Annotated in this window: 22 protein-coding genes; 9 read left to right on the forward strand and 13 right to left on the reverse strand. The window is 72.8% G+C overall.

Features of this window, described 5'->3' with window-relative positions; translation table 11 throughout:
- Positions 1-256 precede the first annotated feature (256 nt).
- The 6 genes from cbiE to CCN42_RS13315 all read right to left on the reverse strand — a co-directional run bounded on the left by cbiE (position 257) and on the right by CCN42_RS13315 (position 6,079).
- Positions 257-1,480, reverse strand: a complete 1,224-nt coding sequence (gene cbiE, locus CCN42_RS13290; protein ID WP_086735629.1) for a precorrin-6y C5,15-methyltransferase (decarboxylating) subunit CbiE — start codon at positions 1,478-1,480, stop codon at positions 257-259.
- Between the two features lie 97 nt (positions 1,481-1,577).
- A complete protein-coding gene (locus CCN42_RS13295) occupies positions 1,578-2,213 on the reverse strand; it encodes a GNAT family N-acetyltransferase (protein ID WP_086173181.1) in 636 nt (211 codons plus the stop codon).
- Between the two features lie 162 nt (positions 2,214-2,375).
- Entirely contained in the window at positions 2,376-3,200 is an 825-nt protein-coding gene (locus CCN42_RS13300) for a MetQ/NlpA family ABC transporter substrate-binding protein (protein ID WP_086735631.1), read from the reverse strand.
- A 62-nt stretch (positions 3,201-3,262) separates the two neighbouring features.
- Positions 3,263-4,000 (reverse strand): methionine ABC transporter permease, encoded by a 738-nt coding sequence (locus CCN42_RS13305; protein WP_169731448.1) that lies wholly within the window; start codon positions 3,998-4,000, stop codon positions 3,263-3,265.
- Positions 3,997-5,034 (reverse strand): methionine ABC transporter ATP-binding protein, encoded by a 1,038-nt coding sequence (locus CCN42_RS13310; protein ID WP_086735633.1) that lies wholly within the window; start codon positions 5,032-5,034, stop codon positions 3,997-3,999. The genes CCN42_RS13305 and CCN42_RS13310 overlap by 4 nt, the downstream gene beginning before the upstream one ends.
- 397 nt (positions 5,035-5,431) lie before the next feature.
- Positions 5,432-6,079: an HAD family hydrolase gene (locus tag CCN42_RS13315; RefSeq protein WP_086735635.1), complete on the reverse strand. Its 648-nt coding sequence runs from the start codon at positions 6,077-6,079 to the stop codon at positions 5,432-5,434.
- A 360-nt stretch (positions 6,080-6,439) separates the two neighbouring features.
- On the opposite strand from CCN42_RS13315, the gene CCN42_RS13320 reads away from it, so the two are divergent.
- Entirely contained in the window at positions 6,440-6,799 is a 360-nt protein-coding gene (locus tag CCN42_RS13320) for a hypothetical protein (RefSeq protein WP_086735637.1), read from the forward strand.
- Complete coding sequence (locus CCN42_RS13325; protein WP_086735639.1) at positions 6,780-7,226, forward strand: hypothetical protein; 447 nt, start codon at positions 6,780-6,782, stop codon at positions 7,224-7,226. Before CCN42_RS13320 ends, CCN42_RS13325 begins: the two co-directional genes overlap by 20 nt.
- A 31-nt stretch (positions 7,227-7,257) precedes the next feature.
- Here CCN42_RS13325 and CCN42_RS13330 read toward each other — a convergent pair whose 3' ends face one another.
- From CCN42_RS13330 to CCN42_RS13340, 3 genes are all read right to left on the reverse strand, one after another.
- Positions 7,258-7,755 carry a GNAT family N-acetyltransferase gene (locus tag CCN42_RS13330; RefSeq protein ID WP_086735641.1) on the reverse strand — a complete coding sequence of 166 codons (498 nt, stop codon included), beginning with the start codon at positions 7,753-7,755 and terminating at the stop codon, positions 7,258-7,260.
- A 44-nt stretch (positions 7,756-7,799) separates the two neighbouring features.
- The gene (locus CCN42_RS13335; protein WP_086735665.1) at positions 7,800-8,303 is read right to left on the reverse strand and encodes a sigma-70 family RNA polymerase sigma factor; all 504 of its coding nucleotides are present in this window, start codon (positions 8,301-8,303) and stop codon (positions 7,800-7,802) included.
- 74 nt (positions 8,304-8,377) lie between these two features.
- Complete coding sequence (locus tag CCN42_RS13340; protein ID WP_086735643.1) at positions 8,378-9,541, reverse strand: glycerophosphodiester phosphodiesterase; 1,164 nt, start codon at positions 9,539-9,541, stop codon at positions 8,378-8,380.
- A 654-nt stretch (positions 9,542-10,195) separates the two neighbouring features.
- Here CCN42_RS13340 and CCN42_RS13345 point away from each other — a divergent pair.
- Positions 10,196-10,867, forward strand: coding sequence for a lysophospholipid acyltransferase family protein (locus CCN42_RS13345; RefSeq protein ID WP_086172707.1), 672 nt, complete (start codon positions 10,196-10,198; stop codon positions 10,865-10,867).
- Positions 10,868-11,005: 138 nt separating this feature from the next.
- On the opposite strand, the gene CCN42_RS13350 is transcribed toward CCN42_RS13345, so the two are convergent.
- The 4 genes from CCN42_RS13350 to argH form a co-directional block, all read right to left on the reverse strand.
- Complete coding sequence (locus tag CCN42_RS13350) at positions 11,006-12,544, reverse strand: MFS transporter (protein ID WP_086735645.1); 1,539 nt, start codon at positions 12,542-12,544, stop codon at positions 11,006-11,008.
- On the reverse strand, positions 12,541-13,092 hold the full coding sequence (locus CCN42_RS13355; protein ID WP_245877264.1) for a TetR/AcrR family transcriptional regulator: 552 nt from the start codon (positions 13,090-13,092) through the stop codon (positions 12,541-12,543). The genes CCN42_RS13350 and CCN42_RS13355 overlap by 4 nt, the downstream gene beginning before the upstream one ends.
- A gap of 173 nt (positions 13,093-13,265) precedes the next feature.
- A complete protein-coding gene (locus CCN42_RS13360; protein WP_086735648.1) occupies positions 13,266-14,237 on the reverse strand; it encodes an aldo/keto reductase in 972 nt (323 codons plus the stop codon).
- 57 nt (positions 14,238-14,294) lie between these two features.
- Positions 14,295-15,722 (reverse strand): argininosuccinate lyase, encoded by a 1,428-nt coding sequence (gene argH / locus CCN42_RS13365; RefSeq protein ID WP_086735650.1) that lies wholly within the window; start codon positions 15,720-15,722, stop codon positions 14,295-14,297.
- A gap of 196 nt (positions 15,723-15,918) precedes the next feature.
- Here argH and CCN42_RS13370 point away from each other — a divergent pair, with 196 nt between their 5' ends.
- From CCN42_RS13370 to CCN42_RS13395, 6 genes are all read left to right on the forward strand, one after another.
- Positions 15,919-16,710, forward strand: a complete 792-nt coding sequence (locus CCN42_RS13370) for a hypothetical protein (RefSeq protein WP_086735652.1) — start codon at positions 15,919-15,921, stop codon at positions 16,708-16,710.
- A gap of 111 nt (positions 16,711-16,821) precedes the next feature.
- Positions 16,822-17,415, forward strand: a complete 594-nt coding sequence (locus CCN42_RS13375) for a pyridoxamine 5'-phosphate oxidase family protein (protein WP_086735654.1) — start codon at positions 16,822-16,824, stop codon at positions 17,413-17,415.
- A gap of 56 nt (positions 17,416-17,471) precedes the next feature.
- Positions 17,472-18,173 carry a L,D-transpeptidase family protein gene (locus CCN42_RS13380; protein WP_086735656.1) on the forward strand — a complete coding sequence of 234 codons (702 nt, stop codon included), beginning with the start codon at positions 17,472-17,474 and terminating at the stop codon, positions 18,171-18,173.
- A 76-nt stretch (positions 18,174-18,249) separates the two neighbouring features.
- Complete coding sequence (locus tag CCN42_RS13385) at positions 18,250-19,632, forward strand: ferredoxin reductase family protein (RefSeq protein WP_169731450.1); 1,383 nt, start codon at positions 18,250-18,252, stop codon at positions 19,630-19,632.
- A gap of 30 nt (positions 19,633-19,662) precedes the next feature.
- On the forward strand, positions 19,663-20,118 hold the full coding sequence (locus tag CCN42_RS13390; RefSeq protein WP_086735658.1) for an FMN-binding protein: 456 nt from the start codon (positions 19,663-19,665) through the stop codon (positions 20,116-20,118).
- Between the two features lie 43 nt (positions 20,119-20,161).
- Positions 20,162-20,899: an FAD:protein FMN transferase gene (locus tag CCN42_RS13395; RefSeq protein ID WP_211294695.1), complete on the forward strand. Its 738-nt coding sequence runs from the start codon at positions 20,162-20,164 to the stop codon at positions 20,897-20,899.
- Positions 20,900-21,144 lie beyond the last annotated feature (245 nt).

Genomic DNA, 21,144 nt, shown 5'->3' on the forward strand with positions numbered 1-21,144 from the left:
CCCAGCGGCACGAACGACCGCCCGGAAAAGGCGACAAAGCCATTCAGTGGCATTGTCGCGGTCGTTCCGCCGTCAGGACAGCTCGATCCACGACGGCCCGCTGTGGACTGCGCCACGTTGCGCGTCCTCCCGGTTGTCGCCGTACCACACACACCCCAAAGCGGGCGCGTTTTCGGGACATTGACCGACGGGGTGCCGGGCGTCCGAGTGCGGTGCAGCGATCGGCCAGCCTACCGCGCGCGGTACGACAACCCGATCACGGGGCGCGGTCCGGGAGAACCCCGCTGAGCAGGAACGCGACGCTCCGCTCCGTCTCCGTCCAGTGGCGGGTGTCGAGTTCCACGGACTGCAGCAGGGCGCACTGCACCCGGTAGCCGTGCTCGGTCAGGTCGCGGCCGATGAGTTCGGCCGCGTCGCGGGTGCCGGCGTGGGTGACGATGCGCTGCGGGCGGCGGTCGGCGACCGCGGAGACCACGGCCGCTCCCCCGCCGCCGATCCGGACGACATCCGGCTCGGGCAGGTTCTCCAGCGCGTGCGGGGCGGTGCCGTGGATGATCTGGAGCTGGACGCCGAAGCGGCGGGCGGCGGCGTCGGCGCGGGCGCAGGCGGCGGGGTCCCGGTCGACGGCGATGACGGCGGCGCCGGCCCGGGCGGCCTCGACGGCGAAGGCGCCGGAGCCCGATCCGATGTCCCACACGAGGTCGCCCGGGCGGGGACCGAGGCGGGCGAGCTGGGCGGCGCGCAGCGGTTCGGTCTCGCCCTCGCCGAGGGCGGCCTGGCCGGGTCCGGTGTCGTAGGCCTCGGCGGGCAGGGTCCAGCCGCGGGGACCGGCGGCCGGGTCGCGGCCGGCGATCCAGCCGCCGCCCTCCGCGCCGGCGGGCCCGCCGATGACGATGACGACGTTCGGGTCGCGCCAGGTGTGGTCGGCGGCCTTGTCGGAGGTGACGACGGTGACCTGTTCGCGTTCGGTGCCCAGTTCCTCGCAGATGACGAAGGTGCGGTGGATGCCGTCCAGCAGCAGGCCGAGTTCGGCGGGGCCCGCCCCGGGGGCCGTGAGGACGGCCACCTTGGTGTGGGCGCGGCATACGTTGACCGCGCGGCGCAGGGTGCGGGGGTGTGCGACGACCACGTGGGCGTCGTCCCAGGGCATACCGGCACGGGCGAAGGCGGCGGCGACCGAGGAGACCGCGGGGACGACTTCGACCTCCAGGCCGAACTCGGGCGCGCGCAGGGTGCGGACGACGCCGAAGAAGCCGGGGTCGCCGTCGGCGAACACCACGGCCGTGCCGCGGTGGGCGGCGATGCGGCGGGCGGCGAGGGCGACGCTGCCGAGGCGGACGCGCTCCGCGGCGGGCGGTACCTCGGGCAGGGCGAGGTGATGGGCGGCACCGGCCACCAGGGTGGCGGCGCCGAGCGCGGCGCGTGCCGCGGCGGTCAGCGGAGAGCCGTCCCAGCCGATCACCGTGACCCGGTCGGCCATCGTCGTCAGTCTCCCGTGGTTCGCGCAGGTCGTCGGACAGGCTTGGTGAGGGTACCCGGTGGGTGCGGGGGTGCGGCGGGTGGCCTCGCCGGTGGGTTCAGTTCCAGTCGGGGTACGCCGCGAAACCTCCGGTGCCGGCCAGTTCCTCGGCGACGCCGGCCAGGTCCTCCGGGAGCAGGCTCCAGACGATCACGTCGGTCCGTACGTCGGTCCACCCGCCCTCGGTGCGGGCGCGCGCTATCCAGGCGCCGCGCAGTACACCCTCGCTGATGCAGCCGATCTTCTGGGCGACCTGCTGGGCGGCGGTGTTGTCGGCGGCCGTGCGCAGTTCCAGGCGCTCGAACTTCTGGTCGTTGAAGACCCACTGGGCGGTGGCCAGGGCGGCTTCGGAGGCGTAGCCCTCGCCGCGGGCCCAGGGGGCGACCACGTAGGCGAGTTCGCTGGAGCGGACCCGCCAGTCGGTGTTGCGCAGCTGGACGGTGCCGACCAGACGCTGTGTCAGGAACTCGGTGACGGCGAGGACGATGCCACGGCCCTCGACGCGTTCGGCGGGGGCGGCTTCGGTGATCCAGGCGCGGGCGTCGGCCTCGGTGCAGGGGTGCGGTACGGAGGTCCAGGCGACGACGAGTTCGTCGTTCATCATCTCGGCGAAGGCCTCGGTGTCCGGCTCCTCGAAGGGGCGCAGGACCAACCGCTCCGTGCTGATGGAGATGTTGGGGAAGGTGCTCGTCATGGCGCCGCTCCGTAACCTTTTGAACCGTCAGGGCCTGCTGAACTGCCCAGCATGCAGCATGAAAGCACCGCACCGCACCACGGGGGCCCCTCCTCTTCGGAGGGGCCCCCGTGGTCGCGTGTGCCGGGCCGGCCGGGGTGGCCGGCAGCAGCGAGCCGTGGGTCAGAAGGAGGCGATGACCGATCCGTCGTACTCGTCCTCGATGAACTTCTTGACCTCGGGGGAGGTGAGCAGCTCGGCGAGCTTCTTCACGCGCGGGTCCTTCTCGCTGCCCTCCTTGACGGCGAGGAAGTTGCCGTACGGGTTGTCCTTGGCGGACTCCAGCACGAGCGCGTCGTCGGCAGGCTTGAGGTCGGCCTCGATGGCGTAGTTGCCGTTGACGACGGCGGCGTCCACGTCGTCCAGGGAGCGCGGGGTCTGGGCCGCCTCCAGCTCCTTGAACTTGAGCTTCTTGGGGTTCTTGGTGATGTCCGCGGGGGTCGCCTCGTTGCCCACGCCGTCCTTGAGGGTGATCAGTCCGTTGGCGGCGAGCAGCTTCAGGGCGCGCGCCTCGTTGACGGTGTCGTTGGGGACGGCGATGGTGGCACCGCTCTTGAGGTCGTCGGCGCTCTTGACCTTGTGGGAGTACAGGCCGAGCGGCTCCAGGTGGACCGTGACGACGGGCACGATGTGCGTGCCGTTCTTCTTGTTGAAGTCGTCGAGGTAGGGCTGGTTCTGGAAGTAGTTGGCGTCGACGGAGCCGTCCTCCGTGGCCGTGTTCGGCGTCACGTAGTCGGTGAACTCCCGGACCTCCAGCTCCAGGCCCGCGTCCTTGGCGAGGTTGTCCCGGACGTAGTTCAGGATCTCGGCGTGCGGGGTGGGGCTGGCGGCGACGACCAGGGGGCCGTCGGTGCCGGAGCCGGAGTCGGAGGAGCCGCAGGCGGTGAGCCCGAAGGTGAGGGCTCCGGCGGCGAGGACGGCGGTGGTGATCTTGGCGGTGTTACGCACGAAAAGTGCCTTTCCTTATGGGTGGTGCGACCCCGTCGTGGGTGGACGAGGAGATCGTGGGGTTACGCGACCTTGCTGATGTCGGCCGCCGCCGGCTCCTTCGCCTTGAGCAGGCGGAGCTTCGGGCCGGGGCCGGAGCGGGCGCCGCGGCGGTGCACGGCGCGGGCCGCGTAGTCGCCGGCGAACTGGATGAGGGAGATGACCACGGCGAGGACCGCCACGGTGACCCACATCAGTCCGGACTCGAAGCGCTGGAAGCCGTAGCGGACCGCGAGGTCGCCGAGGCCGCCGCCGCCGACCGTGCCGGCCATGGCGGAGTAGCCGATGAGGGCGATGATCGTCGTGGTGGTGCTGGCGATCAGGGAGGGCAGGGCCTCGGGGACGAGGACCTTGCGGACGATGGTCCAGGTGTTGCCGCCCATCGACTGCACGGCCTCGACCAGCCCGTGGTCCACCTCACGCACGGCGGTCTCGACGAGCCGGGCGAAGAACGGGATGCCGCCGATGGCGAGCGGGACGATCGCGGCGTAGCTGCCGATGGTGGTGCCGGTGATCCAGCGGGTGAAGTCCATCAGGGCGACCATCAGGATGATGAACGGCATCGAGCGGCCGATGTTCACGATCTGCCCGATGACCTTGTTCACCACCGTGTTCTGCAGCAGTCCGCCCTTGTCGGTGAGGACCAGCAGGACGCCCATCGGCAGGCCGAGGACCACGGCGATCAGGGTGGACCAGCCGACCATGATCAGTGTCTCGGTACAGGCCTGCTCCAGCAGGGGCTGCATCTCGGACCAGGTCACTTGGCACCTTCCTTCACCAGGGCGGGCTGCTCCGCGTCGACGACGTCGATCTGCAGGCCCTGCTCGCGCAGGAAGCCGACGGGCACGACGTTGTCCTCGTAGCGGCCGGGCAGCTCGATGCGCATCCGGCCGACCTGCAGGCCGCCGACGGTGTCGATGGCGGCGCCGAGGATGGAGATGTCGATGTTGTAGGTGCGGGCCAGCTGGGAGATGACCGGCTGGGTGGCGGCCTCGCCGTGGAAGGTGACGTCGAGGACGGTCCGGTCGTCGGCGGAGGCCTCGCCGCCCACCGGGAACAGCGCGGCGGCGAGCTGGGAGCCGGGGGTGGCGAGCAGTTCGCTGACCGTGCCGGACTCCACGATGCGGCCCCGTTCCATCAGCGCGGCCGAGTCGCAGATCGACTTCACGACGTCCATCTCGTGGGTGATGAGCAGGACGGTCAGGCCGAGCTGCCGGTTGAGGTCGCGCAGCAGCTGGAGGATGGAGCGGGTGGTCTCCGGGTCGAGTGCGCTGGTGGCCTCGTCGGAGAGCAGCACCTTGGGGTCGCCGGCCAGGGCGCGGGCGATGCCGACGCGCTGCTTCTGGCCGCCGGAGAGCTGGGCGGGGTAGGCCTTGGCCTTGTCGGCGAGTCCGACGAGGTCGAGGAGTTCGAGGGCCTTGCGGGAACGTTCCTTGCCGGACGTGCCGAGGATCTCCAGGGGCAGCTCCACGTTGTCCTGCACGGTCCGCGAGGACAGCAGGTTGAAGTGCTGGAAGACCATGCCGATCCGGCTGCGCGCCTGCCGCAGCTCGCGGCCGGCGCGGGGGCCGCGGCCGGCGAGCGCGGTGAGGTCCTGGCCGGCGACGGTGACCGTGCCGGCGGTGGGGCGCTCCAGGAGGTTGACGCAGCGGATGAGCGAGGACTTGCCGGCGCCGGACTGGCCGATGACGCCGTACACCTCGCCTTCGCGGACGTGCAGGTCGACGCCGTCGAGGGCGGTGACCTCGCGGCCGCGTGAGCGGTAGACCTTGGTCAGGCCCGATGTGGTGATCACGTGGATTCCGTCACTGTCGAGTGCGCGGCGCGGGGGTGGGCGCCGGGCACGGGGCGTTGTTCTTCGGGGGGCTTCGGAACGCGGCACGGTTCTCGCATGGCGGGAGACCGGGGGAGATACCGGTGCGCGGGGCGGCGGCTCGGTGCCGGGCGCGGGGCGCCGCGGCGGACACGAGCGGGCACTCGCTTCGGGGCGCGAGGCTCAGATGGTGCGGGGGCCCTCTAGAAGGCGCACATTCGGCACGGACACATACAAGCAGCACCGGGCGTCATGGTCGCCTCGGTCGCCAGGGTGCGGCTGCTCGTCGTGGTCATGCGATCAGTAAACCAGACCGCTCACGCCGACCGGTCACCACTGTCCGGATACTGGACAGTGGTGGGACGAGGGCGGGCCGGCGTCAGTCCCGTACGGCGATCTCCACCGCCCCGTCGGTGACCAGGAGCGACAGGGCCGACAGGTCCCGGACCACCAGGTCGGCGTCCAGGGCGTCGGCGGGGTGGGTTGTGGCCAAGGCCACGGTGGTCATCCCGGCGGCGCGGCCCGCGGTGAGCCCGGCGGGGGCGTCCTCGAAGACGACACAGGCGGCCGGGTCGACGCCCAGGGCGCGGGCACCCAGCAGGTAGGGCTCGGGGTCCGGCTTGCCGCGGGTGATGTCGTCGGCGGCGATCAGGGTCTTGGGGAGGATGCCGACGGCGTCGAGGCGGGCCTCGGCGAGCCGGCGGGTGGCGGAGGTGACGACGGCCCAGCGGTCGGCGGGGAGCGCAGCGAGGAAGTCCCGCGTTCCGGGCAGCAGCCGTACGCCGCCGGGCACGTCCTCGACCTCCAGCTGCTCGATCCGCGCGACGGCCTCCGGCACCACCTCGGCGGGCAGCAGGTCGGCGGCTATCTCGGCGGCCGGACGCCCGTGCAGCCCGACCCGGCGGAACCGCTCCGCCGTGATGCCGTACTCCCCCGCCCACCTCGTCCAGCAGCGCTCGACGGAGTCCAGCGAGGAGACGAGCGTGCCGTCGTTGTCGAACAGGAGGGCCTGTGCGCGGATCTTCATGCCCTCGACCCTACGGGGCGCCGTCGGACGGTCCGTGAGCGGCCGGAACGTGCCGGTCCGCTCGGCCGCCGTCGAATGATCCGCGCCACGGAAGCCGGCGTACGGGTCTTGGTGGCCGACGGGCCGCCGCCCGGCCGGGCGCCGTCGAGGAGCTGACCGGCCGCCGGGCCCGGCAGCGGCACCGAACGCCCGGCCGGTCGCGGTGGCGGAGGCCGAGGGGCCGAGGGGCCGGTCGGATGCTCCGGGACGGACGGCTGCGACGGCGTGGCCCGGGCCCCGGCTCGGGTGCCCCGGGGTGCCGGCCGGTCGAGGGCCGGGGGTGACGGCGGGGTGTCCGTTGCGTCGTATTAAGGTCGCTGCATGCTTGACGCCCTGACGCTGCTGACCGGCATCGCCGCGCTGCTGCTCGCCGCGTGGTGCGGCTGGGCGGCGTACCGAGACCAGCCGACGAAGGACTGGCACTTCATCGGGATGGCCGTGGTGACCGCGCTGACCCTGGTCCAGCTGGTCGTCGGCATCGTGCAGCTGGCCCGGGGCGAGAAGCCGGACCAGGGGACGACGATCTTCGTGGCGTATCTGCTGGGCGCGTTCGCGTGCGTGCCGGCCGCCGGGTTCATGTCGCTGGGCGAGCGCTCCAAGTGGGGCTCGGTGACCGTGGCCGCGAGCGGTGTCGTGCTCGCCGTGCTGGAGGTGCGGCTCTATGACATCTGGGGAGGCTGAGGTGAGCGCGGTCCGGGAGAGGCGGCTGGCCGGCGGACCCGGGACGCTGCTCGTCTGGCTGTACGGCGTGATGGTCGTCGGCGCGGTGTCGCGCTCCGTGTACCAGATCGCCACCGAGTTCGACCGGGCGCCGCTCGCGTACGCGCTGTCTGCGGTGGCCGGTGTGGTCTACGGCTTCATCACGTACACGCTGGTGCGGGGCGGGGAGAAGGCGCGCAGGGCGGCGATGGTGTGCTGCGCGGCCGAGCTGGCGGGTGTGCTGGTCGTCGGCACCTGGACCCTGGTGGAGCCGTCGGCGTTCCCCGACGCGACCGTGTGGTCGGACTTCGGGATGGGCTACCTCTTCATCCCGGTGATCCTGCCGGTGTCCGCGCTGTTCTGGCTGCGGGCGGCACGGGCCGGGCGGCCGGGTCCCGCCGGCGCCTGAACCCGCGGTGCCGGCCGGACGGCCACCGCTGCTACGCCGTCTGGGCGTACGCCCCTGCCTGCTTCTCCAGGATGACCATCGGGACGCCGTCCACGCCTTCCTCGATGCCGACCTTCTCGTAACCCACCCGCCGGTACAGGCGCAGGACGTTCTCGCTGCGGTGGCCGGTGTGGAGGCGGAACTTCTTGGCGCCGCGCTGCTCCACGAGGGCGGACTCGGCCGCGCGCAGCAGGCGGGCGCCGATGCCGTGGCCCTGGAGGCGGGGGTGGACGCAGAGCTTGCCGATGGCGGCGGCGCCGTCCTCGGTGACGGTGCCGCGCACCGAGCCGACCACCTCGTCACCGAGCCGGGCGACGAAGACGCAGTCGTCGGCGACCTCGCGGCGGACGGCGTCGAGGGGCTGGACGAGCGGGTCGATGCGGTAGTTGCCGTACAGCGCGGCCTCGCTCTGGAAGCACAGGTACTGCAGCTTGAAGATCTGCTCGGCGTCCTGGTCGGTCGCCTCGGAGATGATCACGCTCATGCCCATGTGTGCACGCCTCCCGCTCACCTGTCGCCTGTCGTCCCTCACTCCTATCCCCGCGCTCCCCGGGCCGCAACCTCCGGTGCGAGCAAACGGCGCAGACATCCCAGACATCTGGAGCGTTCCGGCCCGAGACTGCCCTGTGAGATACCCAACTCCCCCGCGATCTCCCGGTATGTCAGGTCGTCCGGGGAGAGCAGCGCCTCCAGCAGCATCGGGCAGCGGCCGGGCAGCCGGCGGACCGCGTCCCTCAGGTCACGGTGACGGGCGGCGGCGAGGGTGAGGTGCTCGGGAGTGGCGTCACCGTCGTCGGCCGGTTCGTTCTCGTAGGGCAGTTCACGGCGGAGCGTGCGGCGGGTGCGGCGCGCCTCCGCGCGGACGGCTCGGCGCAGCCAGCGCTCGGGGTCGTGGGGCGGGCCGCCGCTGTCGAGGCGTTCCAGGAGGCGCAGCCAGACCGCCTGTTCCAGGTCTGCGGGCTCGGTGCCGGCGTGCGCCTCGGCCGAGGCCTCCGCCGCGAGCAGCGGGCGCAGTGTGGTGAGCAGCTCGTGCGTCATATGCGGCACGACGAGCCGCCCGGGCGGGAAGTTGCCCGGGCGGCCGGCAGTCACTCCGAACGTGGTGCGTTGGTTCAATCGTTGACGAACTCCTGACGGGCCAGCAGACCGGTGTCCGGGTGGTCCGTGAAGACGCCGTCGATGCCCGTCGCGAAGTACGTCCGGTACGCGCCGAAGACATCGCCGTAGCCGTCGGGGTCCGTGCCCTTGCGGAAGTCCGCCGGGAGGAACGGGTTCTCGTTGCGCAGGGTGTAGGGGTGCAGGACCAGACCCACCTTGTGGGCGTCGGCGACCAGCGTGGTCGGCCGGGTGAGCCTGCCCGCCGCGTCCTTCGGGATGACCAGGTCCAGGGTGGGCCCGATGCCCTGCGCGTACGAGGCGATCTCGCGCAGGCCGGCCGGCTTGACCAGGTCGGCGACGGTGCGCGGGTCGCCGGCCTCGACGAAGTCCCAGGGGCGGGTGTTCGCGCCGGAGAGCAGCACCACGAGCGGGTTGTCGACGAGCTTGTTGAGCCGCTGGATGCTGGTCGGCTCGAAGGACTGCAGGATCACCGGCGAGTTCCACTTGTGCCGGCCGTGCCTGCGCAGCGCCTTGGCGACCCGCTCCTCCAGGCCGAGGCCCAGCTTGCGGAAGTAGGTGGGGTGCTTCAGCTCGGGGTAGATCCAGACCTGCCTGCCGCGCCGCCTGGTCTGCTCCTCCTGCCAGCGCAGCACCTCCTCGAAGGTGGGGATCTCCCAGCGGCCGTCGTAGAGGGTGTTGTGCGGGCGGTTGGCGGGGATCCGCTCCTTGGCCCGCAGGGTCTTCAGCTCGGCGAGCGTGAAGTCCTCGGTGAACCAGCCGGTGGTCGGCACGCCGTCCAGGGTCTTGGTGGTCCTGCGGCCCGCGAACTCGGGGTGGTCGGCGACGTCCGTGGTGCCGCCGATCTCCGGCTCGTGGCGGCAGACGAGGTGGCCGTCCTTGGTGGGCACGAGGTCGCCGGCCTCGACGATGTCGGCGCCCATGTCGAGGGCGAGCTGGTAGGCGGCGAGGGTGTGCTCGGGGCGGTAGCCGCTGGCGCCGCGGTGGCCGATGATCGTCGGCACGGGCAGGCTCTTCAAGCCGCGGCCCTCCTTGCTCGCGTCGGCTCTCGCGGTGCCGCCCGCTCCGAGGACCACTCCGCTCGCGCCGAGCACGGCCGCGCCGAGGAGCGCCCGTCGTCCGGGGGTGTGGGCCTGTTCGTTCGTCTCCTGCGTTCCCATCGGCGCCTCCTGCAATCGGCTCGGCCGGCGTTCGGCCGTGGTGCGGGCCGATCGTAGGGGGGCGGACATGACCGGGGGGAGGCCTTGGGTCGAACACATGCATGACGACGGATGGCGTACGGGCGGCGCAAAGTGACGGACCGTCGGCTTGGCGGGCCGGCATCGGGGCAACCGGGCGAGGAGGACACCCCTCCGGGGCCGGACCCGGCCGAGCCACCGGACTCCCGGTCGAGCGGCCGGACCGGATCGAGCGGCCGGACTCGGCCGGACTGCCGGGCCCGGCCGGGGTGCGGGTCCGGGTGCCGGTGCGGCTGCGGGTCCGGGCGCGGGACGGGTGCCGGGTCCGGACGGCTCCCGCGCGGGTGCCCGGCGGGCCGGGCGCGGGGCCGTTCCGGGGACGTCCAGCGTGTCGGCGCGCGACCGCGCCGCTCCCCGTACGGGCGTACGGGGAGCCCGCACGCGGGCGATGTCCGTCACATCACCGCGGTCGCGTTGCGCGCCCTCCGGGCGCGGTGCCGCAGGTGAGCGTACGTCAACAGTGTGTAAGTCCTCGGTGAACCCGATGTGCGCGGCCCCACGAACCGCGAGTATCGTCCTCACCTGCACAGACTCATAACAATTCGCTCATTGGATCTCTCGACACCGGAGGGCCCGTTGTCCCGCTTCGCGCTCATCAAGGCAGTGCTCGGTCCGATCATGCGCCTGATGTTCCGCCCCCGGGTGGAGGGCGTGGAGAACATTCCCGGCGAGGGCCCGGTCATCCTGGCCGGCAACCACCTCACCTTCATCGACTCGATGATCCTGCCGCTCGTCTGCGACCGGCAGGTCTTCTTCATCGGCAAGGACGAGTACGTCACCGGCAAGGGCCTGAAGGGCCGGCTGATGGCCTGGTTCTTCACCGGGGTCGGCATGATCCCGGTCGACCGGGACGGCGGCAAGGGCGGCGTGGCCGCGCTGATGACCGGTCGCCGGATCCTGGAGGAGGGCAAGGTGTTCGGCATCTACCCGGAGGGCACCCGGTCGCCCGACGGGCGGCTGTACCGGGGGCGCACCGGTATCGCCCGGCTCACTCTGATGACCGGTGCGCCGGTCGTGCCGTTCGCCATGATCGGCACGGACAGGATCCAGCCGGGCGGGGCGGGCGTGCCGCGGCCGTGCCGGGTGACGGTGCGGTTCGGTGAGCCGATGGAGTTCTCCCGGTACGAGGGGATGGACCGGGACCGGTACGTGCTGCGGGCGGTGACCGACTCGGTGATGACCGAGGTGATGCGGCTGTCCGGGCAGGAGTACGTGGACATGTACGCCACGAAGGCCAAGGCGGCGTAGGCCTCCGGCGGTTGGCGGGTTGTCGTTCTCGGCATCCCGCGGTTGGCGGGTTGTCGTTCTCGGCAGCCCGCCGTTGCGCGTTTCCGCCGTCCGCCGGGGGCGGGTTGCGCGTGGCCGGTCGCGCAGTTCCCGCACCCCTCAGCCGTGGGTCTTCCGGCCCGAGCCTTCGAGGTGCTGGTTCCTCAGCATGAACCAGGCGGCGACCGCCGTGGTCAGCAGAACCGCCGCGCCCGCACCCGCCGCGATGGCCAGGCCGTCCACGAAGGACTCGCGGGCCGCGTGGAGCAGGGCCTCGGAGGTCCGGGCCGGCAGGGCGTGGGCCGCCTCCACCGCGCCGCCCAGGGACTCGTGGGCGCCCTCGGGGGTGTCCGGCGGGGACGGGAAGCCGCGGTAGACGCCGGTCACGATGGAGCCGAGAAGGGCGATGCCGAGGGCGGCGCCCAGTTCGTACGCCGTCTCGGAGACCGCGGAGGCAGCTCCCGCCTGTTCCTTGGGCACGGAGGCGAGGATGACGTCGGCCGTCACGGTGAAGGAGAACCCGGCGCCGACACCGACGACCAGCAGGGCGGCGCCGAGCAGCGGATAGCCGGTGGACTGGTCGAGGAAGGTCAGCGAGGCCAGGGCGAGGCCGACCGCGGCGAGGCCGCCGGCCACCACGGACCGCACCGAGTAGCGCCGGGCCGCCGCACCGGCGATCAGCCCGGCCGTGACCGCGCCGATCGCGGCGGGCAGTTCGGCCAGGCCCGCCTCCAACGGCCCCCTGCCCTGCACCAGCTGGAGGTACTGGGAGAGGAAGAAGACCAGACCGGACAGGCCGAGGATGGTCAGCAGGTCGGCCAGGACGGCGCCGCTGAACCCGTGGTTGCGGAACAGCCGCATGTCCAGCAGCGGGGAGGGCAGGGTGAGCTGGCGGCGGACGAAGCCGTACAGCGCGGCCCCGCCGAGCAGACCGGCGGCGGCGGTCGCCCACGCGAAGCCGTGCGCGGCGGCCTCCTTCACGGCGTAGACCAGGCCGATCATGCCCACCAGGGAGAGCAGCACGCTGGCCGGGTCCCACGGGCCCGGGTTCGGGTTGCGGGACTCCGGCAGCAGCTTCCTGCCGACGAGGACCAGGACCGCCATGACGGGCAGGTTGATCAGGAAGACCGAGCCCCACCAGAAGTGCTCCAGCAGGAAGCCGCCCACGATCGGGCCGACCGCCGTACCGGCCGACGCGGTGGCGCCCCAGATGCCGATGGCGAGGCTGCGCTCGCGCGGGTCGTGGAAGAGGTTGCGGATGAGGGCGAGGGTCGCGGGCATCAGGGTGGCGCCGGCGACGCCGAGCAGCGCCCGCGCGAGGATCAGCAGCTCGGGGCTGTCGGCGTAGGCGTTGAGCACGGACACCGCGCCGAACGCGGTGGCGCCGATCAGCAGGATGCGTTTGCGGCCGACGCGGTCGCCGAGGCTGCCCATGGTGACGAGCAGGCCGGCGATGACGAAGGAGTAGACGTCGCCGATCCACAGCAGCTGGGTGCCGGTCGGCGCCAGGTCCTCACTGATGTACGGGGTCGCGAGGCCGAGGACGGTCGCGTCGACGGCCACCAGCAGCACGGCGAGCACGAGGACGGACAGCGCCAGCCAGCGGCCGGGGCGCTTCACCGCCTCGATCGCACTGGCCGGCTGCAAGGTGCGGGTCATGGTTCCTCTCTCCGTAGCGCGCCGCCGAGCAGCAGCTCGGCGATCATGGGTGTGAAGTCGTTGCGGGCGACCTTGCCGTCGAGGACCGACCAGGCGCCCGCGGCCAGCAGGCCGTAGAGGGCTTCGGTGAGCCAGGCGGGCGAGAGGTCGATCCGGAACTCGCCGCCGTCCTGGCCGCGCCGGAAGACCGCGGTGACGCGGGCGTCGATCCGGGCCCAGCCCGCGTTCTGCTCCTCTCCCTCGAACAGCTGGTTCTCGCTGTAGAGGAAGGCGAGCAGTCCGGTGGCGGGTTCGAGCTCGCGGATCAGCCGGCGGACGGCCTCGCCCGCGGGGCCCTCGTCCAGCCGGGCCCGGTCCAGCGCAGCCTCGCACTCGGCGATGCCCAGCGCCTCCAGCGCCCGGACGAGCGCGTCGCGCCCGGCGAACTGCCGGTGCAGGGTGGCCCGGCTGATCCCGGCGGCCTTGGCGACCTCGTCCATGGTCGCGGTGGATTTGCGGGTCAGCAGGGCGGCGGCGCTGCGCAGTACGTGCTCTCGGTCGACGGCCATGAGACAACCATAGCCCACATGAGACATCTTTGTCTCATCCAAGGCATGCGTGACTCACGGTCGGCGCGCGGGGGGGTCGGTCAGGGCCAGGTGAGCTGTCAGCACCAGGGATCCGTCACGGTGCCGGGGGGTCCGTCACAGCGTCAGGGATCCGTCACGGTGCCAGGGGTCCGTCAGTGCCAGGGCAGCTGTCCGCGCCGCTCCCAGTAGGCGCGCGGGTCCTCCGCCAGGGCCGCGAGGCGGGTGAGCTGGTCCTCGCCCAGGTCGACCACCGCCGCGTGCAGGTTGGAGGCCAGCTGGTCGACGGTCGCGGCGCCGGAGAGGACCACGCCCGCCCACGGCTGCCGCAGGATCACGGCGAGGGCGACGGCGTCACAGCCCAGGCCGGTCTCCTCCGCGACGGCCGTCAGTTCCCGCGGTGCGTGCGGTACGGCGAGCCGGCCGTTGGCCATGCCCTCCTTGACGATCACCGTGAGCCCGGCGTCGTGGGCCTCGGCGAGGGCGGGGGCGGCGGAGGTCTCCAGGACGTTGTACGTCGACTGGACGGTACGGAACAGCGGCTCGCCCTCCACCGTCACGGCGAGCGCGGCCCGGATCGCGTCGGCCTGGGCGGGGCCGCTGGTGGAGAAACCGACGGTGACGCCCTGCGCGGCGGCCTCGGCGAGGCGGGCGTGCAGGTCCTTGTCGGTCAGGGCCGGGCTGTCCGGGGTGACCGAGTGGATCTGGTACAGGTCGAGCCGGTCGCCGAGCAGGGCGGTGGTCTCGGCGCGCTGCCGCTCGTACGTCTCGACGCCGTGGTCCTTGACCTCGTGCCGCTCGGCGTCGGTGGTCCACTCGGCGGTGTAGGTGTAGCCCCACTTGCTGCCGACGACGATGTCGTCGATCTCGGGGTGGGCGGCGAGCCAGCCGGCCAGGAACTCCTCGGAGCGGCCGTAGGAGCGGGCGGCGTCGAAGTAGCGCACGCCCTGGGCGTAGGCGGCGTCGAGGAGCTCGTGGGTGCGCTCGCGCAGCGCGTCGACGCCGCGGTCCTCGCCGAGGTCGCGGTCACGGCCCAGGTTGATGTAGCCGGGGCGGCCGACGGCGGCGAGCCCCAGGCCGATGTGGCAGGTCGGGGTGGTCGCGGAGGAGAGACGGGCGAAGGGCATCGCGGGCTCCGTTCGGTCGGCTGACTCCCGACCAACGTAACCCGCGATGCCCCTACGTCACTTCCTGGCGTTCGCCCACTCGTGCTGGGCCGCCACGTCCGCCTTCACCTCGGCCAGCTGCACGGCGACCGCGCTGGGCGCCGTACCGCCGCGGCCGTTGCGGGAGGCGAGGGCGCCGGGCACGTTGAGGACCGAGCGGACCTCGGGGGTCAGGTGCTCGGAGATCTTCGCGAACTGCTCGTCCGTGAGGTCGTCCAGCTCCTTGCCGTCGGCCTCGGCGACCTTCACGCACTCGCCGGCCACCTCGTGCGCCACCCGGAACGGCACGCCCTGCTTGACCAGCCACTCGGCGATGTCGGTGGCCAGGGAGAACCCGGCCGGGGCCAGCTCCTCCATGCGCTCGCGGTGCACGGTGAGGGTGGCCATCATGCCGGTGAAGGCCGGGAGCAGGACCTCCAGCTGGTCGATGGAGTCGAAGACCGGCTCCTTGTCCTCCTGCAGGTCGCGGTTGTACGCGAGCGGAAGGGCCTTGAGGGTGGCCATCAGGCCGGTCAGGTTGCCGATCAGACGGCCCGACTTGCCGCGGGCCAGCTCCGCGATGTCCGGGTTCTTCTTCTGCGGCATGATCGAGGAACCGGTGGAGAAGGCGTCGTGCAGGGTCACGAAGGAGAACTCCTTCGTGTTCCAGATGATGACCTCCTCGGCGATCCGGGAGAGGTTCACGCCGATCATCGCGGTGATGAAGGCGAACTCGGCGACGAAGTCGCGGGAGGCCGTGCCGTCGATGGAGTTGGCCGCGCTGCCGTGCTCGAAGCCGAGGTCCCGCGCCACCGCCTCGGGGTCCAGGCCCAGCGAGGACCCGGCCAGGGCGCCCGAGCCGTACGGCGACACGGCCGTGCGCTCGTCCCACTGGCGCAGCCGCTCGGCGTCCCGGGACAGCGCCTGGACGTGGGCGAGAACATGGTGGGCGAAGAGCACCGGCTGGGCGTGCTGGAGGTGGGTGCGGCCGGGCATCGCCACGTCGGGGTGCGCCTCGGCGAGGCCGACGAGCGCGTCCTGGAGCCCGGCGATCAGGCCGCCGATGATCCGGGCGTGGTCGCGCAGGTACATCCGGAACAGGGTGGCGACCTGGTCGTTGCGGGAGCGGCCGGCGCGCAGCTTGCCGCCCAGGTCCGGGCCGAGGCGCTCCAGCAGGCCGCGCTCCAGTGCGGTGTGGACGTCCTCGTCGGCGATGGTGCCCACGAAGGTGCCGGCGGCGACGTCCGCCTCCAGCTGGTCGAGCCCGGCGAGCATGCGCCGGAGCTCGTCCTCGGTGAGGAGTCCGGCCTTGTGGAGCACGCGCGCGTGGGCACGCGAACCGGCGATGTCGTAGGGCGCGAGCCGCCAGTCGAAGTGGACGGACGCGGACAGCTTCGCCAGGGCCTCGGCGGGACCGTCGGCGAAACGCCCGCCCCAGAGCCGTACGTCACCGCTGTTGCTGCTCACTTGCGCTGCTCCTCGGGGGGTGTGGGTGGACGAGCCGTACTGACGAACCGTTGCCCGCTCCGTTCTGCATGATTATGCAGAGCACTGCATGATTCGTCAATCCGGGCGGTGGTTGAACACCGGTAACCGCTTTCTCGTACTGCTCACCGACGCGTCGGCACAGACCCCACTCCACCGATCCGAGCGAGGCTTCCGCATGTCCAGGGCTCTTCCGAAGTACAACCAGCGCCGCGTGGCACTGACCGGCGGTGCCGCCGCCGTGGTGCTCTCCGGCGCACTGATCGCCGGCTCCGCCCTCGCCGGGGAGACCTCCGGGAAGGGCGCCGGCGCGCGCCCCCTGGCAGCCGCCGGCACGATCGCCTGTCCGGACGTCGCCTCCCGGCTCCCCGCCGTCCCCGCCTCCGCCAAGGCCGAGGTCGACCGCAACCTCGCCCTGCTCCAGACCCAGATCGCCGAAGCGAACAAACGCCTCACCGAGACCGTCGGCCAGGGCGGACCCGACTTCGTCCGGAACGCCATCCTCGGCCCTCTCGCCTCCAAGCGCACCGCCGCCATCGACCGCATCGCCATCTCCATCGGCCGCACCACCGCCAAGCCCCAGGGGCTGGGGTCCCTGGCCGCCTGCACGCTCCGGGCGGGCGGCGGCGCCGGTACGGCCGCACCCGGCACGGCGGCACAGCCGGGCGGGGCAGCGGCCACGGGCACGATCGCCTGCCCGGACGTCGCCTCCCGGCTCCCCGCGATCCCCGCCTCCGCCAAGGCCGAGGTCGACCGCAACCTCGCCCTCCTCCGGACCCAGATCGCCGAAGCGAACAAACGCCTCACCGAGACCGTCGGCCAGGGCGGACCCGACTTCGTCCGGAACGCCATCCTCGGCCCCCTCGTCTCCAAGCGCACCGCCGCCATCGACCGCATCGCCATCTCCATCGGCCGCACCACCGCCAAGCCCCAAGGGCTGGCGTCCCTGGCCGCCTGCACCGTCCGATAGGGCGGTGACGGGCAGGTGGCCGCCCCGTGGAAGCGCCGGCCGGGGCGGCCACCCCACCGACTCGCCGCATTCCTCGGACAAACGAGCGATGCGCACCAATAATCCTTAGACATGGGAAAGACCTACGAACGCATCGACGGCAGACTCCGGACGTTCATCGAGGAGCAGCCGATCTTCTTCACCGCGACCGCGCCGCTGGCGGGTGACGGCACGGTCAACCTCTCCCCCAAGGGACTCAAGGGCTCCCTCGCGGTCCTCGACGAGCACACCGTCGCCTACCTCGACTTCGCGGGGTCCAACGCGGAGACCATCGCGCACCTGCGGGAGAACGGCCGGATCACCCTGATGTGGTGCGCCTTCCAGGGCCCGCCGAACATCGTCCGCGTCCACGGCCGCGGCGAGCCGGTCTTCCGTGACGACCCGCGCTTCCCGGACCTGCTCGCCCGGTTCCCGGACCGCGACACCGCCTCGCACGGCCTGCGCGCCGTCATCGTCGTGACGGCCGAACTCGTCCGCGACACCTGCGGCTACGCCGTCCCCTTCATGTCGTACGACGAGGACCGTGACCTGCACGCCAAGCGCTTCGCGCGGGAGGACGACGCCTCGCTGAACGCCTACTTCGAGAAGAAGGAGCACGTGGCGGCGAGCCTCGACGGGCTGCCGGGCCTCCCGCTGCCGCTGCCCCCGCTCACCCGGGAGGGCTGAGCCCGAACGGCCCAACGGCACGGACGGCGGCCCGCTCCGCCGCTAGCGTCGACGGCATGCGCCCTGCCGTCGCCGCCGCCGTGTCCCTGCTCGCCTGCGCGCCCCTCACCGCCTTCGACCCGCCCGGCGCGGCCACCCTGCCCGACCGGATGGCCGACACCGGCGGTGGCCGGCAGCTGATCACCGCCGTGGCACCGCGGGCCGGTGCCACGGCCGGCACGGTGACCTGGTGGGAGCGGCGGGGCCCGCGCTGGGTGGCGAAGGGCTCGGCACCCGCCCGGTTCGGCGCCAACGGCCTGGTCGAGGGCACCGCGCGCCGCCAGGGCACCCGCACCACCCCGACCGGGCTCTACGACCTGCCGTACGCCTTCGGCACCGAGGCGGCACCGCGCGGCACCAGCTACCCGTACCGCCCGGTCCGCCCGCACTCCTGGTGGTGCCAGGACAACGACTCCCGCGCCTACAACCGCTGGACCGAGCCCCGCCCGGCCGACTGCCGCGCGGCCGAGGCGGAGCACCTGCCCTCCTACGGCACGCAGTACGCCCACGCGCTCGTCATCGGCTTCAACTACGACAAGCCGGTGCGCGACCGCGGCGCCGGAATCTTCCTGCACGTCAACGGGCGCGGCGCCACCGCCGGTTGCGTCTCGGTGCCCGCGGACGCCATGCGCCGCATCCTCGCCTGGGCCGAGCCCGCCCGGCGCCCGCACATCGCGGTGGGCACGGAGAGCGGGCCGACGGCCGTCACCCGCTACTGAACACCCGCCCCGCCGCGCACGTATCTCTGGGCCAAGGGACTACGACACACCCGTTGCCCCCGTCCCCGGAGGAACCGTGACCACCACGCTCGCAGGCGGCCGTGCCGCCCGGCGCCAGACGATGCGCCGCATCCGCCCGCGCCGCTCCCCCGCGGTGCCGCTGCTGCTGGCCCTGTGGGCCGGAGCGGGCGCGGTGCTGTGGCTGTGGTGGCGCACCACCCCGGCCATCGCGGACACGACGGGACGGATCATCGGCGCGGGGCGGATCACCGGGCTGCTCGCGGGCTACCTGATGGCCCTGGTGGTGCTGCAGATGGCGCGGGTGCCCGCGCTGGAGCGGCGGGTGGGCTCCGACCGGGTCGCCCGCTGGCACGCGATGACCGGCCGCTACACGCTCTGCCTGGTCCTCGCGCACGTCTTCCTCATCATGTGGGGGTACGCGCTCCAGGCCGGCCGGAGCCTCGGCGACATCGTCACGCAGACCGTGGACTCGGTGAACCAGCTGCCCGACATGGGCAAGGCCGCGATCGGCACCGGGCTGCTGCTGCTCATCGGGCTGCTCTCGGTCGGCGGGGTCCGCCGCAGGCTGCCGTACGACGCCTGGTACCACGTGCACCTGCTGACCTACGCGGCGGTCTACCTGACGTTCTGGCACCAGATCCGCACCGGCAACGACTTCGCCGTGGAACCCGTCGCGAAGACCTTCTGGTACGGGCTGTACGGCGCGGTCACCGCGCTCGTCGTCTGGTACCGGATCCTCACCCCGGTCCGCCTCAACCTGAGGCACCGGATGCGCGTCGAGGCGGTGATCGAGGAGACCCCCGGGATCGTGTCGGTGCTCATCGGCGGGCGGAAGCTGCACCGGATGGGCGCGGAGGCCGGGCAGTTCTTCCGCTGGCGGTTCCTCGCGCCGGGCATGCGCTTCAGCTCCCACCCGTACTCGCTGTCGGCGGCGCCCCGCCCGGGCATGCTGCGGATCACCGTGAAGGCGATCGGCGACCACAGCGCCCGGCTGCGCGAGCTGGCGCCCGGCACCCGGGTGTGGGCCGAGGGCCCGTACGGGGCGCTGACCGCGCAGCGCCGCAGCCGCGGCAAGGTGCTGCTGGTCGCGGGCGGGGTCGGCATCACCCCGATGCGGGCGCTGTTCGAGACGCTGCCGGGCGCTGCCGGTGACATCACCCTGCTCTACCGGGCCAACAGCACCCAGGACCTGGCGCTCTGGGACGAGCTGGCCGCTATCGCCGACGAGCGGGGTGCGCGGCTGATGTACGCGGTGAACAGCCCGGACGGGGCACGCCCGGACATCTCGGCGGAGCGGCTGCGGGAGAAGGTGCCCGACATCGACAAGCACGACGTCTTCCTGTGCGGCCCGCCCGGTTTCGCGCAGTCCGTGTACGAGGCGCTGCGCGGCGCGGGGGTGCCCGCCCGCCGTATCCACCACGAGTCGTTCGAGATGTGAGCGACGGCCACTCCAGGAGCTTGCTCAGCCATGAGGAAGAGTCACCCGATCCGGCGTGCCCTGCTCGCCACCGCCGCCACGGTGTCCGGCATCGTGCTGCTGCTGTCGCTGAAACCGGCGTCCGACCCGGCCTCCGCCTCGGCGGCCGGCGGCGCCGTACCGCAGCAGACGGCGGCGGGCCGGTCGCCCCAGGGCGGCGCCGAGGCCGCGGGCACCACCACGGTCACCGGCGACGCGGTCCGCACCCAGTACGGCCCCGTCCAGGTCCGCCTGACCGTCCGCGACGGCCGCGTCACCGAGGCCGCGGCGATCCAGGCGCCGAGCGGCGGCCGCAGCGGCCAGATCACCGCCGACGCCGTACCCCGCCTGAACCAGGCCGCCGTCGCCGCGGGCAGCGCCGACATCGACGCCGTCTCCGGAGCCACGTACACCAGCACCGGCTACCGGCAGTCCCTCCAGTCCGCCCTGGACCAGCTCGGTGGGTGACGTGACACAAGCTCCCGCCGCGGTGCGCCGGACGGAGGAGACGATGGGGACCGTCTTCTCCTTCGACGTCCGCGGCGGGGATCCCCGTACCGTTCGCGCCGCCCTCGACGAGGCGGTCGCCGGACTGCACCGGGCCGACGCCGTGTTCAGCACCTACCGCGAGGACAGCCAGCTGTCCCGGCTGGCCCGCGGCGAGCTGACCGTCGCGGAGTGCGACCCCGAGGTCGCCGAGGTGCTGGAGATGGGCGCCGAGGCGGAGCGGATCAGCGGCGGCTGGTTCAGCACCACGTGTCAGGGCCGGCTCGACCCGACCGGCATCGTCAAGGGCTGGGCGGTCGAACGGGCGGCCAGGACGCTGGCGGCGGCCGGGGCGAGCGGGGTCAGCGTCAACGGCGGCGGCGATGTGCAGCTGCTGGGCGTGCCGGGGGCCGCACGGCCCTGGCGGGTGGGTGTCGCGGACCCGCTGCGGCCGGGCGGACTCGCCGCGGTCATCACCGCGGCCGGCACGGCCGAACTGGCCGTCGCCACCTCGGGCACCGCCGAACGCGGCGCCCACATCGTCGACCCCCGCACGGGCAGGCCGGCCATGACCGACCTGCTCGCGGTCACCGTCGTGGCCCCCCGCCTCACCTGGGCCGACTGCTGGGCGACGGCCGCCTTCGCGATGGGCGCCAGACAGGGCCTGGCCTGGCTGGAGTCCCTGCCGGAGGCGGAGGCCCTGCTGATCACGGCGGGTGACGAGGTGCGCTGCACCAAGGGCCTGGCCTCCCGGCTCGGATAGGCGAACCGGCCCGGGGGCGCGGGGCACCGCGCGACCAGCCCCGCCGCACCCGCCCGACGACCTAGGCCGTGTCCGCAAAGTCCCGTCTGCCCCGCGACGCCTGGCACGCACTCTCGCCGCGCCGGGCGAAGCCCCAAGTACATCCAGTACGAGGGACTCCGCCCGGCGCGCCGAGAGCACGCACCAGACGCCGCAGGGCACGCCCTTCGGGCGGACGCAGGGCCTTTGCTGACGCGAACTAGGGG

The sequence above is a fragment of the Streptomyces glaucescens genome, from assembly GCF_002154375.1.
GTDB classification, from domain to species: Bacteria; Actinomycetota; Actinomycetes; order Streptomycetales; family Streptomycetaceae; genus Streptomyces; species Streptomyces glaucescens.

What these genes read in the sequence shown, in the direction of transcription:
- cbiE (WP_086735629.1), bottom strand. Translation starts at nt 1,480, where the DNA reads ATGGCCGACCGGGTCACGGTGATCGGCTGGGACGGCTCTCCGCTGACC.
- CCN42_RS13295 (WP_086173181.1), bottom strand. Translation starts at nt 2,213, where the DNA reads ATGACGAGCACCTTCCCCAACATCTCCATCAGCACGGAGCGGTTGGTC.
- CCN42_RS13315 (WP_086735635.1), bottom strand. Translation starts at nt 6,079, where the DNA reads ATGAAGATCCGCGCACAGGCCCTCCTGTTCGACAACGACGGCACGCTC.
- CCN42_RS13320 (WP_086735637.1), top strand. Translation starts at nt 6,440, where the DNA reads ATGCTTGACGCCCTGACGCTGCTGACCGGCATCGCCGCGCTGCTGCTC.
- CCN42_RS13325 (WP_086735639.1), top strand. Translation starts at nt 6,780, where the DNA reads ATGACATCTGGGGAGGCTGAGGTGAGCGCGGTCCGGGAGAGGCGGCTG.
- CCN42_RS13330 (WP_086735641.1), bottom strand. Translation starts at nt 7,755, where the DNA reads ATGGGCATGAGCGTGATCATCTCCGAGGCGACCGACCAGGACGCCGAG.
- CCN42_RS13335 (WP_086735665.1), bottom strand. Translation starts at nt 8,303, where the DNA reads ATGACGCACGAGCTGCTCACCACACTGCGCCCGCTGCTCGCGGCGGAG.
- CCN42_RS13340 (WP_086735643.1), bottom strand. Translation starts at nt 9,541, where the DNA reads ATGGGAACGCAGGAGACGAACGAACAGGCCCACACCCCCGGACGACGG.
- CCN42_RS13350 (WP_086735645.1), bottom strand. Translation starts at nt 12,544, where the DNA reads ATGACCCGCACCTTGCAGCCGGCCAGTGCGATCGAGGCGGTGAAGCGC.
- CCN42_RS13355 (WP_245877264.1), bottom strand. Translation starts at nt 13,092, where the DNA reads ATGGCCGTCGACCGAGAGCACGTACTGCGCAGCGCCGCCGCCCTGCTG.
- CCN42_RS13360 (WP_086735648.1), bottom strand. Translation starts at nt 14,237, where the DNA reads ATGCCCTTCGCCCGTCTCTCCTCCGCGACCACCCCGACCTGCCACATC.
- CCN42_RS13370 (WP_086735652.1), top strand. Translation starts at nt 15,919, where the DNA reads ATGTCCAGGGCTCTTCCGAAGTACAACCAGCGCCGCGTGGCACTGACC.
- CCN42_RS13375 (WP_086735654.1), top strand. Translation starts at nt 16,822, where the DNA reads ATGGGAAAGACCTACGAACGCATCGACGGCAGACTCCGGACGTTCATC.
- CCN42_RS13380 (WP_086735656.1), top strand. Translation starts at nt 17,472, where the DNA reads ATGCGCCCTGCCGTCGCCGCCGCCGTGTCCCTGCTCGCCTGCGCGCCC.
- CCN42_RS13390 (WP_086735658.1), top strand. Translation starts at nt 19,663, where the DNA reads ATGAGGAAGAGTCACCCGATCCGGCGTGCCCTGCTCGCCACCGCCGCC.
- CCN42_RS13395 (WP_211294695.1), top strand. Translation starts at nt 20,162, where the DNA reads ATGGGGACCGTCTTCTCCTTCGACGTCCGCGGCGGGGATCCCCGTACC.